The organism is Pseudomonas sp. JL27(2026) (assembly GCF_056933555.1).
In genome coordinates, this window is sequence record NZ_CM167794.1 from 2,160,482 (window position 1) to 2,174,903 (window position 14,422).

Below are 14,422 nucleotides of genomic sequence, written 5' to 3' on the forward strand. Positions count from 1 at the left end.
TAGATTCCTCAGGGTAATCAGTTAAAGTCATAGAAGAGTTCAGTCAGGCTTGATCATCTGTCGAAGGTACACCGGCAGGCGTGAACCAGGTGCCCACAGGGGAGGGGAGATGAAGGTATTTTTGGACTGCGAGTTCACTCGGCTTAACCGCGACACGAAGCTGATTTCACTGGCACTTGTGTCCGAGGCTGGCCACGAATTCTATGTCGAGCTCACAGATACCTACCATGTGGCAGATTGCAGCGATTTTGTAATCCAAAACGTCCTGCCTCAGCTCAACCTACCTGAACATGGGCAACCCTTGGTCGAAGCTCAAACCTCACTGCTCGCTTTCCTGGGCAGCCTTGAAGGCCCGCTCGAGATCTGCTCGGACGCCCCGGATTGGGACTGGGATCTCTTCTGCCAATTGGCCTACGTAAATCATCGTTGGCCTGCTAACGTTGCCAATAGTCCAACCAACCTGATCCTGCTATTCAGGCATTTCGAAGCGGATGATATCGGCAACGTGACGCTTCCGGAGCTTCCCCATCACGCGCTGCTGGATGCTCGCCTCTTAGCCGATCTTTATCGTCGACTGACTGCCGGTTCCAATCGAGGCACTGAACATGGCTGATGATCTTCGTACGCGTGAGTCTGTCAGGCGCAAAGCGCTCTGGACACTTTCGCACCTGGTGCCGGGCGACCCACAAGCAGCCGCTATTTTGAATGTGCTTGATGACATTGAAGACCAAGAGCGCGTCGACTTAAACCAGAATCATCCACGCCTCGATATTGATGCTGTCCGCAAAGCAGTCCTGATTGAGCGCCACAGTTCCGGTATCACTATTGTGCGCGAGGCCGGTATTACCCAGCCATGGCGTGAGCGTTTTCTGCAAGCGAGCATCGGGTCGACGCGCCTTGTCGATGGCCCGTAGGCCCATGATTGGGAGAAATTTCTCACTCAATGGCAGGCTGAAATGCTGCACTTGGATGCTCACATGTCTGCTAGTGGAGCACACCAGCCGTAAGCATCTGGGGCACCTCCGATTGGCTTGAGGTTGATGGACTGATCGTCGCATCTCGGGTCACCAATTTCCCAAACGACCTGGCATGCATGTCGCCAAGGTAATCGGAGGTAAAGCAGCTGCGTGGGCAGCCAGCCGTGCCTTTCACTACCTGCCAGGGCGCTACCTTTCAAGCCGCACACGAAGCCTGCGAGCGCGCTCTCGAAAGGCCTTTTCACCACCTTCAAGGATTTCACACACTGCTTTTCGTATGGCCGCATTTTCTAACCCCCCTGACTGATAGTAGATGGGTGGAAGGCCGCCAGGTTGGTGGGGGCCGGCAGTCGCAATGATGATTTGATCTGCGTCGGTATTGATCACAAGGTTTGCGTTGTGCGTGACCATGATGACCTGGCGCTTGGATTTGGCGGCTATGAACAATGATACCAACTCGTCGAAGACAGACTTTGGGTCGAGATTTTCTTCAGGCTGGTCGATAATCAGGGGGCGGTCATCAGAATCGTCCAGCGCTAGATATAGTAGGAGCAGGACAATCCCGCGCGTGCCAGGCGATAGCTTCTGAATGTCTACACCGTCATAGGAAATCTCATATCGCACAGTCAGGTGGTCGGTGCTGAACAGCCAGTGAGCCATCTGTTTTGACCAAGCCCGATATTTCTCATGATCGCTGGCCGCATAAGGCGCGTGCTCCAACAGTGACTGTTGATATCGAGCTAGGAATGCTGACATAGCTCCTTGGACTTCTGCTGCCGTGCCGGTCTCCCACACTGATTTTAACGATTGGGTGGCGGCTTGGGTCAGTGCACCGCGACCGTAGAAGGGGCCAGCTTTTCGTCGATCCAGTAGCAGCTCTTCAGCAGTTGCCCCCCAAGCATTCACGTCAGCAATTCGCCGGACGTCAAAGCTCAGTTTTTTGAGCGTGCCAGATGACGCACCAAGTCGGGCCATTAACGGAACGTAGAGATTCGCAAGTTCTCGCTGCTCGCTAATGATGGCATCAAAGACTCGACCGTAGGTTCTTTCGCGCTCAGCCTGAAGTAGTTTGCGACGCTCCAGGGCCCCTTGGGCATCGATCAATCTGGTTTGCAGTGTGGCCAAGGATGCGTTTTCGATGCCGATGCGCTTTGTCAGGGCAGCGTACTGGTCGCGGATCAGCTTGTCGGCGCTGAAGAGCGCCTCCAGACGGGTCATCTCAGCACTGATCAATGCGAGCGGAACATTCTCCAGCGGGACGTCCTGCCCAATCAGCTCCACTTGCGGGTCTGCATGCGTCACAGGTACACCCGAAAGCTTGGAGATGTGCTCATCTGCCCACACGAGATAGCCCTTCAGATTGGTGTCCACATCTCCATGGTATTCCAGTAGAAACTCAGCCCACTGGTTGGCATCAAGTCCAGCGTTGAAGTGCCTCGACTGCGATTGACGAAGCATTTCAGGCGCCTGGGTGTTGCGCATGCTTTGCACTTCATCTTGAAGGGAAACGAAGGTGCGACGTTGGGCGCTAAATGACTGAATTTGAGTTCGTAGGTGCTGAGCGGCCAGGGCCAGTTGAGAGTGTCTTGCAACCTGCGCCTCGGTTCCTTTTACCACGAGCTTGGCAAGGTCAGCGTTGTAGCCAGCTATCAACGTCTTCTTTTGTTCCACCTGAGTTGTCAGAGCGGGCACAAGGTGCTCTTTTTCATATTCTGAACCGATGCGATTTGAGATATCTGAAATCGCAGCCGCCTCTCTCGCTCTGGCCTGTTGGAATCGGGCCGTTTGTTGCTCGCGAAACTCAGCGAAATTGACCGCGCCATCTTGATCATCTTGCGTGTGCGATTCGAAGATTACCCGCTCGATTTCTTCAATTAGGCCATCGGAAACGCCTTGGGCAGAGCAAAGCTCCTCCACGAATTGTTGAGACAGATAACGAGCACGTGGGAAGGATAGGTGGCCATAGGCATCTCGCCCATCCAGGTATCTTTTACCTGTCGCGCCACCACCCCAAGTCAACGTGGTGGACGCATCGCCCAAAAGGCCTTTGGCTCGAGTGAGGAACGAGGGGCTGATCCCGTTGCCGCCATCGGTGCCGATGTCCAAAACTGCGTCGCATCCAGCGGCAATGATGTCCGCGAGCGCAGTCTTGCCTGAACCTCGAGCTCCGATGATGGCCACCAGCCCTGGATTTAGAGGGATACTGGGCGTGGCTGCCCAAGAGGCATCCCCGATATTGAGGTGGGATATCACTTGCGAGGGCATGGCTGAGCTGGGCGGCTGATCGCCGATGTAGGCACGCCCGTCTGGATCGATGCATGCTTGACGTAACGCGTCGAATTCCAAGCCTCCTTTTATCCAAGAAAACCGGTTCTCGACAGGCTGTCCGACCGATGCTTGGGAATGGGCGTCGCTGCCATGAAGGCAAGGCTTGCAGCCGTCGTACCGAGCATTCAGCTCTTCAATGGACACCGTTCGTTGGCCTAACCAGAATTCTCGCTGAGCGGCATTGCTTGAGAAGATGATGTGCGCAAATTTCTCAATCTCCTGACGCACTGTGGTGTCGGCTGCCATCCTCAACCCCGATGTCCCGTCACCGGAGCCTCCCGCGACCGCGACTAGGATGTTTTCTCTGGCCCACTCACTCTCCTGCATCACTTCGCGTAATTGGGAAAAGTTGACTTTGAATTGGGTTGCTCCGGTCTGCAGCGCGACGTTGTCGTCGGTAATCGTGGCATCAGTTTTTCGGCCAAGCCGGATCAGTTCTTCACGTGTGCAATCGTATCGGTCTTTGTGTGCAGCAAATTGAAGTCGTTTAAGAAGCCTTTTGAGTTCGATCAAGTGGTCGGGATCTTCATTGCTGACCAGTAGATGGATGTTTACGTACCCTGACTTTGCTGCCACGTCGAGGCGCAGTTCAATATTAGGGAAAAGCAGCTGAACGTTAGGTAGCCGGCCCGCCACCTTGTGTGCAAGCAGTTGCTCATATGCGTCGGTGACGTAGTAGTCGGTGACAGCGATAGCCTCTATGGTTGGAGTCGATCTTTCGAGCCTAGCGAGATACTCTTCCCAAGGATCGCGCGCTCCATACTGATCATTCAGCACGGTACCAGGTGTATGGATGTGCGGCTCCCATCGGTGCCATTGTGAGCCTCGACTATTCATTGAGCATCCTCATGCTTATCCATCTCCATTTTGGGCTGGAATATCACGCAGAAACGCTACTCACCGCACCTTTTTGGCATGAGCCGGCTTGGGGAGCACATGCTGTTTTACCATCGTTGATCTTAGCTATTCAGGGCGTCTTCGCCACCGTTGGTGGACGACAAACTCATGGCTTCGGGTTAGCTGGGCGAGCTCTGAGATAAGTTCTCCGATATGTGAACGCGCAACCACTGGTTGCGTACGAAGAAGAGACCAATCTGTCTGACACAGATCCTTCAAGAAAGGTGTGATGGGCACTACTATTGCCGAATTGGCGCTAAATTGACGTACATCATTGGCGCACATGGAAGTGCTCTACTGCATGGGTGGAGCTATTACTAAGGAGCTGTTAATGCCTTCCCTATTGAAAAAATATTGCACGTATTCGGCTTTTATTGTTGCAGCAGGCGTAGTTGGTTTTTTGAGCGATATAGGTGGTGCGCTGGAAAACGTCAAAAAGCTATTTGGGCAGGATGATCCCTTGGTTCTGGTAACCGCCCGACTTTCTCCTTTGGCTAGAGATCCTAGAATTCGGAATGGGAGAGATCAAGCGTCACTCAGCTTAGAGGTCAGAAACTACGGCAAAGAAATGGTGATGCTGACTTCCGCTGACTTGGAAGTGGTGCATGCCAACGGAGCAAAGGTGGGTAAGGGAGGGATCTTTGGTAGGTGCGTACTGAAGGCGGTCGACAATGAAAACACTCCCCAGACAATCGCGCCCGGCAAATCGACTAGGCTGGCGATTAGCCGAACCGTCGACCTGCCTGGTGTGTCGAAATTCCTAAGTGATGAAAAGCTGCGGTCGGTATTCGTTCACACCATCGACGGTCAGCCCTATTCGATTGCCGAATCAATTTATGTGGATGAGCTGAACCAGTTTTTCTCTGATACCTATGGTCGAGATGCAGCATTGAAGGTCACTTTGTATTCGACTCAATCCGGTGACAAGCATATCTTTGTTCTCCCACTGGCAAGAGGCAAAGACCTTTTCGCAAAGGACGGAAGTTTGCAACATGACTGGTTTATTGCAAACTGGAAAAACTGGGACAAGCATCCCATTGCGCAAACATCAGCATGTGACGCTATCGTGAGTCATGATTGGTGAAGTATCCGTACCGCCGGAGAAGAGACAGTCCCTCACGACAGCCTACGTACCCGTGCTTCAACGCACGAGACTTTCATAACGTATTGGACTAGGGCCGTCTTTGTCTTAAGCCATCACCCCCAGTTTTCTCTGCTCCGCAAACATGTAGGCATATTCGCAATCCTGGAATTGATCTCACCGATGAGTGCGGCAGTCGCCCTTGGATGGCCACGCTGCTGGCTTTGCAGATTGAGATAACGCAAAATGGCCAGTAATTAGCCACTCTCGCATAGCACATAGCTTTCTCGCTGTAGGCTGTTTGAAATGAGCATGCCTGTCGTACGTAGAATGGCTTGCGCGGTGTTGCTCACGTCTGCGGTTCCTCTGTCGACGATTTTGTGCGAATGAAAAGGATGTATTTGGTAAATGAAATGGATGTCAGCGTTACTGCTTTGCTTCATGTCGGCCTTTTGTTTGTCCTCTGTTTACGGCGCGAATCTGGTCTCAATTTTCGACCAAGAGCATGAAGTGTTCCACTGGCCACTTCCTTACGAGGGTGATGTCACCCTTCATCAATCAGGCGAATACCAGATTGTGGCGGTGTACATCCCAAACGATACTTCCACTCTCTCCGTTCATAAAATCGAGAAAAAGGGAACCGCAGAATCCCTTTACGTCCCGTTGGTGAAGAAGAACACCTTGGTGATCGCGAGTGGCGGTTTCTTTGGTTTCAAGTTAAACGGGAAAGAGCAGCCACTGGGCCTGGTTCGCTCCAATGGTAAGCGCTTGGTTAACCTGATTCCGTGGGATCACGGCGGTGTGCTGGTGTCTGACCAGAACGGACACGCGAAAGTCATACCAGCGTCAAACAGAAACCAAGCTGGTGCCTGGTCAGACGCCCTTCAGTCCAAACCCATCATCATCAACAGCGGCAAAGTCGACGTCGCCAAAAATCTGCGCGACGCAGAGTTCAATCGAGTGGCGATTGGCTTCACCCGCGAGGGAGATATCCTTCTTGTGGGGACATTTCAAACTTTCGGGCAAGCTGCCACGTTGGTCGATTTTGCAGAGGTCTACAAAAGGATCGCTGAAGATCGTGGCCTGCAGATTCTCCGAGCATTGGCTATGGATGGTGGGGCGGGTGCTCAAATCACTCTTCCAACGCTCAAGCGCAGATTCGGCGATACCGGACGCTCATATTTCCCCAACGCGATGAGGATTGACTCGAAGCTGGGTGGGATCAACTAGCATGCAGTGGATAAAAAAGGCTTGGGCAGGCCTATCGAAGACTGCGAAGTGGCTTGTGTTGGGCGTGCCAACCGCTACGGCAGCTATAACGGCGGCTGTACCCGTAATCGAACAAACGTCGAGCCTATGGAAGAGGGCTGAGGCCCGAGTAGAGATCATCGCCCCGGAGTCCGTACATGTCGGGGACGAATTCCCCGTCGACGTGCGTGTAGATTCTGTAGGTTCGGCAAAATCTATACCTGCTGGCACTGTTGAAATTCGTACCGATCAGAAGTACATCAAATTCACCCCCTCACCGACGTTGGGTGTTCCTGCGATTGACGGCTCGACCCTGGTGCCTCTGACCACCAAGGTGAAGGCTCTCAAGGTGTCGGATGAGCCGGTGAGCCTCGTTGCTTACTATAGGTCTGGAGATGTCGAGGCGACTTCGGCGATTCGGAAGATCATGATCATCCCAGCGCTGGTGATGAATTATCCTCACTTCAATAAAAGCGACACGAACCGCGTGGATTTGTCCGGTGAGTGGAACATCGACTTTGGCGGCCAATCAGGAACGATGAATATCCGACAGGCAACCAACAGCAAGATATCCGGAACGTTCCGTTTGCCAGGTTACAAATGGAGTGCCGGTAGTGTTGAGGGTTACAAGGATGGTTCGACTTTCCGGGTCGTGTTTGTCCTCCCCAAATCCAAGCCTGAGCAGACGCTGCGGGTCGCTGGTGACTTCAGGCCAAATCCGCAAAATGCCTACATTGAGATTGTCGGCTGCGCTTACCATCTCAAGAAGTCCGGGAAGAGACACGCCAGCGTTGGTGGAGAAGGAGTGGATTGCACCAAACAAGTCTTCTTTGACCAGTGGGAAGTGGTGCAGGTGGCGCATTTCAACGCCAGCGCAAAATTTGTACCTGAGTGAGTGCTCGCCAGCTAACCCCTAGGCCGGCTTCATGACTCTGCAGCACCTAGCGTATGATCTTGATGCTACCTCTTAACCAGGTCTCTATACCGCTCTCGGGCATCAAGGATCTGATCTCTGAGCTCTTCGGGGTCAATGCGCATGCCACCGCGAGGCGTGACCTGAAGCGTCTTTAAGCGGTTCGCAGCCTTGATGAATTCCCGTTCCTCTGCCTGAACCCACTCTGGGCGCTTGTCTTTCCAAAATAGCCAACCCATTTGCCCGGCCTCGTCTTTGATCGGATGCCAGCAGTATGTGGGAGCTGGAGGCAATGTCCAAGCAAGGAAGTGACCTCGGCTAGTATCCAAGCGGAGCGGGCTGGCCAGGATGGTCGAAGAGCGTAAGGATGGAAGCCCGAAGGGCCGAGACCCAGCTTAGCGGGGCTCGGTTTACGACAGCCGCTCCCGAAGGGATACGCCCGACCGCCTTGATTAAAAGGTTACCGAATAGCTCGTTGATCAAATGACCGAGGCACTACTCCCTGCGCGCAAAGATCGTATGTTCTGCGCAATGCCAGCTCGTCACCAGACGACACCCGGACATGGGTAAAGATCGTCGACAGAAAGCGTTTCCTTTCGCTGTTGCCGAGCTCAGACCAAATCCTCGGTTGTCCTTGCACATCTGGGACTGCAAGGCGGTCGAGGAAATACTCTTCCAGGCTGTGCAGACGCTGCTGGCCATCAATCAAAATTTCACTGTTTCCGGCCAATGCCCTGCCAGCGCTCAGCGGCTCGTACCAGTCGTTTGTCAGGTAGCTCCCCAGGTCTGCCCCTGACCAAACAGCGGTGATGAAACGAGCCTTCTGGCCTAGGCTCCACTCCACGCCTCGCGCCCAGGTTGGAACGGGCATGCCCATAACGAATCGCGCCGCCCACGGAAACTGCTCTCGAGCGGAGGAGGGGTCTACGAGATACTTTTCCCACAGGCCCACTAAGACCTCGAGGGGGCAATGACTGACGGTCGTGGGCAGAACACGCTGCGGCATACGGATGTGCAGGTCTGATGTTCCGCCGTCAGAGTAGCGTTTAAAAAAGGAAGTCATGGTTTTCCTGGGTAGCTCAGGTTGGTCGAAGTATTCGTGTAAGTACGGGCGCATCGCCAGGCGTCGACCGTTTCGATGATCAACAGATCTCGTGCGATGGAAATCTTGATCTGGTCGCTATCGACCAAGGCTTGTGCGTAACCCTCGGCATAGGCCGCCGATTTGTTGAATTCGGCTGTGCAGGTTGACGATTCGATGTAGCTGATCAGCCGCTCCCATCTGCGCCGTTGGCGGTTGCCGAGAATCGTGCAGGGGAACGAAAAGGCGCCGCTCAGGCGCTGGGCGAAGTCATTTGTAGAGAGGGTCACAGCCGTCGCTCAAAAAGGGTACTTACTCATCACAAACGGTTGGTTTCGGAAAACCTTGAGCCTGAAGTGATTTTTTTTGAAGAGATACAGGTTTGCCCAAGCGCGGCAGCTGGTACTGATGTGTTGGAGGACTGTCACATCAGGCAAGCGGAGCGGGCAGGCACGAAGATGGAAGCCCGGAGGGGCAAGATAGCCATTGAAAATGGCTGGCTTGATTCACGACATCTGGCCCAAAGGGCGTACCAAATGCCGGTCTGCATGAATAAACTGCCTGACTGAATTTTGCATGCAGTCATGCATTACTCAACACCCTGTTCCAGTCCCGTTTATTCAGCTCGCTGCAGGCATATGGTGCGCCACCGAATACACGTCCGGATACCTTCGCCATGGTGGTCTCAGTGGTGCATTGAACAGGTGTCTCGTCCTCGTCAATCAGCACCACCTTGGCACCATTCAACAACGCACGACCAGCCACGACATCAGGAACGCTGGGGGTGATTTTATATCGGCATAGTCTTGGAAGATGTGCATGCAATCCCGTACAATATTGCTTAAAAGCTCAACTCTCTTTTGATACGCCTCTGACGCTTCTGCACCAATTCTGCGCAAGTCATTTTTTCGAAATTTGGCTCGTTCATAGCCCTAGTTCCTCCTCAAGTCTCATGCCGCGCATCAGGCGCTCGTCTGCAAAGATTTCCATGGCTTTTCGTCTAACAGCTTCGGAAATTTCAGTAACGGTTCGTCCGCTTTCAACTGTTTCACGCTGAAAGTCGGTAGCGCACTCCATAACTCGGATGTAGTTATACTCTCCATATTTCTTGAGCGCGACATGGAAAGGGTTACTAGGATCGAAATTTTCAAGCGCTTTAGCAATAGCAGATTTTAAACTCATGAATACTGCCTGGAATAAAGTAAGATAAGAACAGTCTCACATAAATCTAAGAAAACTAATGTCGAAACTCTCGATAGCCGTGGTGTACGCGAAACCTTTCCACCTATTGCAGTCATCATGGCGTCGATAGGTGGAATGTCTATAGATGAAAGGGTGAAGGACTAACGCGGCTTCAGTCGCCGCCAAGTTAAGCGTGATCAGATGAGGTCAATTAATCACTAGGAACTTCGGCCAGTCTTTCTCAGCATTGAAACGAAGCTTCATTATCATGCGCTGTAGGAACCCAATGTGACTGTCGCGCTTGAGATCCGCAAAGACAAAGCCAGGACTGCTCAGGCCGTCAAAAGCGATATGTACGTTGTCTAAATGCAATGTGCCGATATGAATGGTTTTGCAGTCAGCGTCGTCACCCGCGACTTTGTAAAATGTCATATCGTGGGCAGTTACGTAACGCATCTCTTGTTCGCTGAATTCAGTTTTCATTCCGGCGAATAGATTTGCGTGGTTCCTCGTGCCCGACGTCCTCACTTCGCATAGGCCCCCGTGTGGATCTTCACCACCCAGCAACTTCAGGTCAACGCCATAGCGTTTAAGTGTTTCGATTCCCTCACCGGTGAATTTGATGCGCAAACCGGATTTGGACACCTCATCGACTCTATCGTATACAAAACCCTTGTCGATTATTTCTACGCGAACTCGAGCATTCAGAGGCTCCAGCTGGACAAAACCATTCTTTTGAGCAGCTACATAGACATTGCCGGTAAACGTGTCTGCAAACGGCGAGCGGACAAATCCAAAGAAAACTTCCCCCACAAGCCAGAATACTGCTAGGAATGCACAAGCTTGAGCAAATGTTTTACGCCGCAGCATTTGCAATTTCCATGTCATCCTGACGCTCATAGAAAGGAGGCTCGACATTCAACAGCGCCGCAGCCAGCAGGATCACCCCAACATTTTCCCAGATCATCTCTCCCAAGAAAGGCAGAAGCGTGCTTGAGCCCGGCAAGATGGTTGCCAAAATTGCTACTGGATAAGCAAGTATCGATGCTAGCAAGTGAGGTAAGTACCAACCCTGAAGAAAACCAAGTGCCTGTGCCGCTGTTTCCGGTAGTGTCTGAAGCTCTGTTGCAGATGCCAATACGAATGCGGGAGTAACCAGGCACAACATGAACACTCCCCACATTGTTCTATAAACCTTCATATCAATCCATAATTGTTTAGTTGCATCAATGCTACCGGCGCTAAACTAGCGATGAAAAGCGTTTTTACTCAGCAGTTACATACCCAATTGTCGTTTTTCTAATAACTCCCAAACTCTCTGCGTTTCTGAAAATCTCCCCGGCCCGGAGGTTCCCGATTCTAACGTTTTTCGCGAATTCCTTGAGCCTAACCGGCGCACCGGGTTCCAAGGTTTTTGCGTGGACAACGAGCGTTTTCAGGATTTCTGCATTCGAATCAGGAAGCGTTTCTGAAGTTTTTGAGGGTTTTGGCGTTTCTGACGCCTCCGCTGGCAGCGTTGTCGCATCCAATACAGGCTCGTTGCTACCATCTGAGGCTGCAGCATTAGAGCCCCGAACACTAGCCAAAATCAGTACAGGAACGATCTCCAAGGACATCGCGAAACCCACACACAGAAGCTGGGCCAATAGAGGCGGAAGACTAGACGCCTTTGCAACATTTGATTTGATCTGAGCGATCTCCAGTGATCCACCATTCATCCGGGCTAAGGCCTGGTCACGCTGCGCAGAAGCACGTGCGCCAACCGATTCCTCAAGTTCTAAGGCCTTGGAAACCATCCCGCGAGCACGTAAGTCGTTAGCCTGAACTGCCGCATCTGAAATCTCTTTATCAAGCTGAGTGATCAGTGCAGAGTCTTTCTTAATTAATGCGGTCAATGCTTCCACACGATCAGTTTTCATAACTTCGTGCGTTGCCTTGCTGACGTTAATTGAAGTCATGAGTCGATCATAGGTTGCCCATCCACTCACACCCGACAGCATCAATGCACAAACAACTGTCAGCGCCGCACTCGTACCCCGCAGAGCTCGAATGGCTACAGGCCATGCTAGGTACTTAAATATATCCAAGAGCATTGCTGCCGAAGCAAATAGAAGCGCAAGGTTCTTATCTTCAATAAGTGCATACATAGCCAAGGCAACCGAAATTGCAGTTACGCTAGACAAAAGAGATACGATTGCGACAAGTAATGCCGACAGCTTTTTGCTCATTTTGAGTTCCGAAATCTCTGTGTGAGCCAATTATATAAGGGGTTCCAGGTAGTGCAATAGCATCAGAGGGCTATTTGACATCAAACTACCTTAATATAGATTGTATTTAACTATTGTGTGCGCGAGTCCAATTCAATGTAATGTTTATAAATCCAAGCTAAAAAGAAAGCAATAATGGGGTGTCAAGGTTTCGATTGATAACGAGGTTGTTGGCGAGGTACTTATTGAAAGCAGTGATTTTCATCGCGATGATTGCGGAAGTGGACTTTCATATGAACACGATGAGGCTCAGGAACTTCAGGAGTTGATTGATATTAGTCTTGATGTAATCGAAGTGTTCGGCGAAGCCGGCTTACGCGCAATTTCAAATCGTGCAGAAAGGCGTGCGGATGAACTGGATATTGAAGTTCGAGCGAAGCTGGCTAAGGCGGAGGCCGAAAAAGCTATGAGTGAGGCGCAGCTATCAGAGTTCGACCAACTCGCTCTCATGGGAGCCGTGGGGAGCGTTGGTGGGGACATGGATGCATATGATCTCGCGAAGGCATTGGTGTCTAGGAAGGTATACACAGTGCCTGAGATCATGCGTCTATCGAGAGAGCAGCTGAGGCATTTACTCTCGTAAGAACGACTCGGCAAGCAGTTGGGCCAGAGGTGCAGGTTTCTGGCCCACTTCAAAACTGGTTACAAGGAAGGTTTTGCCAGTACGGTCGCGGAGCACCATGCCTTCTTTGGCCAACCTCGCTTCGACGTGCATCTCTGCGAAAAGCCCGAACGCAGTCGTGTCGCCGTCGACTTGCCCGTAGATCCATCCAGCCTCATCGGCGCCGACTTCACTGAGCACATGGTCGGACGGGCTGAAAGCTCTCATAATCATCCGACCCACACGACTGGCTCCTTTGCATATCATCACGAAAACCCAGATTATTGGAATCAGGGGGATCGAGATTAGAATTCCGACCCACACGTTGATCTGATGCACGACCCACTGCAGTAGGCTCCACAGAGCTCGTAGGGGAACGCCCCAGTTGATTCTCATGACTCACCTCGGCTGATATACGCGAGAGCAAACACCTGATGCAGGCTAGTCAGAAACGATGGATGAGTCTGATCAATGTCGATTACGAGGAATTCGTTCCCCTGACTGTCAATTGCCCCAATCCCCTCGTTCTCTATCCACACCTTCCGGAGACGGTGAGTCGTCGTACGGTCGCCGTCCCTGGCTGAGTCGTCGACAATGGCGAACACAAGCCCCTCAACATAGACTTCATGCTTCACTTCGCGAACAACCGCTTCATAGATAAGGGATCTTGAACTCATGACTTCGGCTCATACAGATATTGTTCAACCAATGAAAATAACTCCTCCTGGCTGATGATTTCCTTTCGAGCTAAGTGAACTAGCAGAGTTTCTATTTCATCAAGCCTTATTTCGTCTCCTGAAAGCCTTGAAAAAGTATTGGCCATGTTGTCAGTGCGATCCAGTTTGGCGGTGATTCCGTTCTGGGCAGCTAGAGCCAAAACATGATCTGCTACGCTGCTAAATTTATTATCCATGAATAGAAAGTCCCCAGGACTTATATTCGACATTGTACCGCTTGCAAGGTTTGTCAGCAAATGGTTGCGCTGTTACAATTCGGAAAAATACGAAGAATTTCGCCGGGGTAAAGTGTGTCGAATTGGTCTGGAATCTCAATGTACGTAGCGGCAGATATTGCTTCGCATGGGCTAAATGAAGTTTATGATGCAATCATGCGCGCTTCTGCTTCCGCTACCGAGGCAAAAGAATCTGATGCCCTTGCATATCTAGCGGCTCAACTCGATGCTGAGCAAGTAAGAGCAGCAGCCAAAAAAATGTCGCCCATATCTGCTAGCTTTGACAGCAAGGTATCCAAGCTAGAAGAAGAATATAAGAAATTCGTAGAGTCTGCCCTCAAGCTTGACTACAGCGCGCTGGATTTCACAGATTTACTTGAAGAGAAGGCTCCGCCCCTGAATTTTCCACTTCGAACTAGCTTTATACTGAAGCAGCCAGTAGTAAGGATAATAGACAAACTTTCTGAGTTCATGGTGATGGAGGATGTGGAGAGTGCTCAGTACAGAATGGAAGAGTTCATAACCAAGAACCTAGCTGGACTTATACAGGAACAAATTGATCTTTATGAGTATTTCACCAAGTATGAGTCAAGATATAACTCAGAAGAAGAAAATAAAAAGTATTCTACCTACACCAAGCTAAGACCTATTCCTGGTCAGCTCCATAAAATCGTTGGCATGGCTGAAGCATATCGAGCGGCGAGGGAGCAGCTGGGTGTCATTCTGAAGAACAAAGAAGCATTTGAAGCGTCCATGGTGGCCAAGGAAGAGTCTGCCAAGCAATACAACGCTGCCAAAGCTGAAATTCAAAGATTAATCTACGATGAGATAGGAAGCAACATTGAGGGATATTATGAAATCAGTCAGTCCTTGAGAGCCAAAAGCTGACGCCAAA

At 51.4% G+C, this 14,422-nt stretch carries 16 protein-coding genes; 7 read left to right on the top strand and 9 right to left on the bottom strand.

The features are described from left to right. Positions 1 to 109 precede the first annotated feature (109 nt). Entirely contained in the window at positions 110 to 613 is a 504-nt protein-coding gene (locus tag AC1Z1G_RS09845; protein ID WP_483626757.1) for a hypothetical protein, read from the top strand. Beyond that, positions 606 to 914, top strand: a complete 309-nt coding sequence (locus tag AC1Z1G_RS09850; protein ID WP_483626758.1) for a hypothetical protein — start codon at positions 606 to 608, stop codon at positions 912 to 914. Before AC1Z1G_RS09845 ends, AC1Z1G_RS09850 begins: the two co-directional genes overlap by 8 nt. 252 nt (positions 915 to 1,166) lie before the next feature. On the opposite strand, the gene AC1Z1G_RS09855 is transcribed toward AC1Z1G_RS09850, so the two are convergent. Further along, positions 1,167 to 4,142 carry a TrlF family AAA-like ATPase gene (locus tag AC1Z1G_RS09855; RefSeq protein ID WP_483626759.1) on the bottom strand — a complete coding sequence of 992 codons (2,976 nt, stop codon included), beginning with the start codon at positions 4,140 to 4,142 and terminating at the stop codon, positions 1,167 to 1,169. A gap of 391 nt (positions 4,143 to 4,533) precedes the next feature. On the opposite strand from AC1Z1G_RS09855, the gene AC1Z1G_RS09860 reads away from it, so the two are divergent. The 3 genes from AC1Z1G_RS09860 (at position 4,534) to AC1Z1G_RS09870 (ending at position 7,426) form a co-directional block, all read left to right on the top strand. Continuing rightward, the gene (locus tag AC1Z1G_RS09860; RefSeq protein ID WP_439864703.1) at positions 4,534 to 5,286 is read left to right on the top strand and encodes a hypothetical protein; all 753 of its coding nucleotides are present in this window, start codon (positions 4,534 to 4,536) and stop codon (positions 5,284 to 5,286) included. A gap of 405 nt (positions 5,287 to 5,691) precedes the next feature. Then, positions 5,692 to 6,513: a phosphodiester glycosidase family protein gene (locus AC1Z1G_RS09865; RefSeq protein ID WP_483626760.1), complete on the top strand. Its 822-nt coding sequence runs from the start codon at positions 5,692 to 5,694 to the stop codon at positions 6,511 to 6,513. A 1-nt stretch (position 6,514) separates the two neighbouring features. Then, positions 6,515 to 7,426 (top strand): hypothetical protein, encoded by a 912-nt coding sequence (locus AC1Z1G_RS09870; RefSeq protein ID WP_056787061.1) that lies wholly within the window; start codon positions 6,515 to 6,517, stop codon positions 7,424 to 7,426. A 478-nt stretch (positions 7,427 to 7,904) separates the two neighbouring features. Here the strand turns inward: AC1Z1G_RS09870 and AC1Z1G_RS09875 are convergent, their stop codons facing one another. The 6 genes from AC1Z1G_RS09875 to AC1Z1G_RS09900 form a co-directional block, all read right to left on the bottom strand. Beyond that, positions 7,905 to 8,507: a hypothetical protein gene (locus tag AC1Z1G_RS09875; RefSeq protein ID WP_483626761.1), complete on the bottom strand. Its 603-nt coding sequence runs from the start codon at positions 8,505 to 8,507 to the stop codon at positions 7,905 to 7,907. Further along, complete coding sequence (locus AC1Z1G_RS09880) at positions 8,504 to 8,815, bottom strand: hypothetical protein (RefSeq protein ID WP_483626762.1); 312 nt, start codon at positions 8,813 to 8,815, stop codon at positions 8,504 to 8,506. The genes AC1Z1G_RS09875 and AC1Z1G_RS09880 overlap by 4 nt, the downstream gene beginning before the upstream one ends. A gap of 634 nt (positions 8,816 to 9,449) precedes the next feature. After that, entirely contained in the window at positions 9,450 to 9,707 is a 258-nt protein-coding gene (locus AC1Z1G_RS09885) for a hypothetical protein (protein WP_483626763.1), read from the bottom strand. Positions 9,708 to 9,914: 207 nt separating this feature from the next. Further along, entirely contained in the window at positions 9,915 to 10,577 is a 663-nt protein-coding gene (locus AC1Z1G_RS09890) for a hypothetical protein (RefSeq protein WP_483626764.1), read from the bottom strand. Next, on the bottom strand, positions 10,564 to 10,875 hold the full coding sequence (locus AC1Z1G_RS09895; RefSeq protein WP_483626765.1) for a hypothetical protein: 312 nt from the start codon (positions 10,873 to 10,875) through the stop codon (positions 10,564 to 10,566). The genes AC1Z1G_RS09890 and AC1Z1G_RS09895 overlap by 14 nt, the downstream gene beginning before the upstream one ends. A 97-nt stretch (positions 10,876 to 10,972) precedes the next feature. Then, entirely contained in the window at positions 10,973 to 11,935 is a 963-nt protein-coding gene (locus AC1Z1G_RS09900) for a hypothetical protein (RefSeq protein WP_483626766.1), read from the bottom strand. A gap of 304 nt (positions 11,936 to 12,239) precedes the next feature. On the opposite strand from AC1Z1G_RS09900, the gene AC1Z1G_RS09905 reads away from it, so the two are divergent. Further along, complete coding sequence (locus tag AC1Z1G_RS09905) at positions 12,240 to 12,557, top strand: hypothetical protein (protein ID WP_483626767.1); 318 nt, start codon at positions 12,240 to 12,242, stop codon at positions 12,555 to 12,557. On the opposite strand, the gene AC1Z1G_RS09910 is transcribed toward AC1Z1G_RS09905, so the two are convergent. Then, positions 12,546 to 12,818, bottom strand: a complete 273-nt coding sequence (locus AC1Z1G_RS09910) for a hypothetical protein (protein ID WP_483626768.1) — start codon at positions 12,816 to 12,818, stop codon at positions 12,546 to 12,548. The two genes, AC1Z1G_RS09905 and AC1Z1G_RS09910, sit on opposite strands and share 12 nt — an antisense overlap. 430 nt (positions 12,819 to 13,248) lie before the next feature. Beyond that, a complete protein-coding gene (locus AC1Z1G_RS09915) occupies positions 13,249 to 13,488 on the bottom strand; it encodes a hypothetical protein (protein WP_483626769.1) in 240 nt (79 codons plus the stop codon). A 138-nt stretch (positions 13,489 to 13,626) separates the two neighbouring features. On the opposite strand from AC1Z1G_RS09915, the gene AC1Z1G_RS09920 reads away from it, so the two are divergent. Beyond that, positions 13,627 to 14,415, top strand: a complete 789-nt coding sequence (locus AC1Z1G_RS09920; RefSeq protein WP_483626770.1) for a hypothetical protein — start codon at positions 13,627 to 13,629, stop codon at positions 14,413 to 14,415. Positions 14,416 to 14,422: the final 7 nt, after the last annotated feature.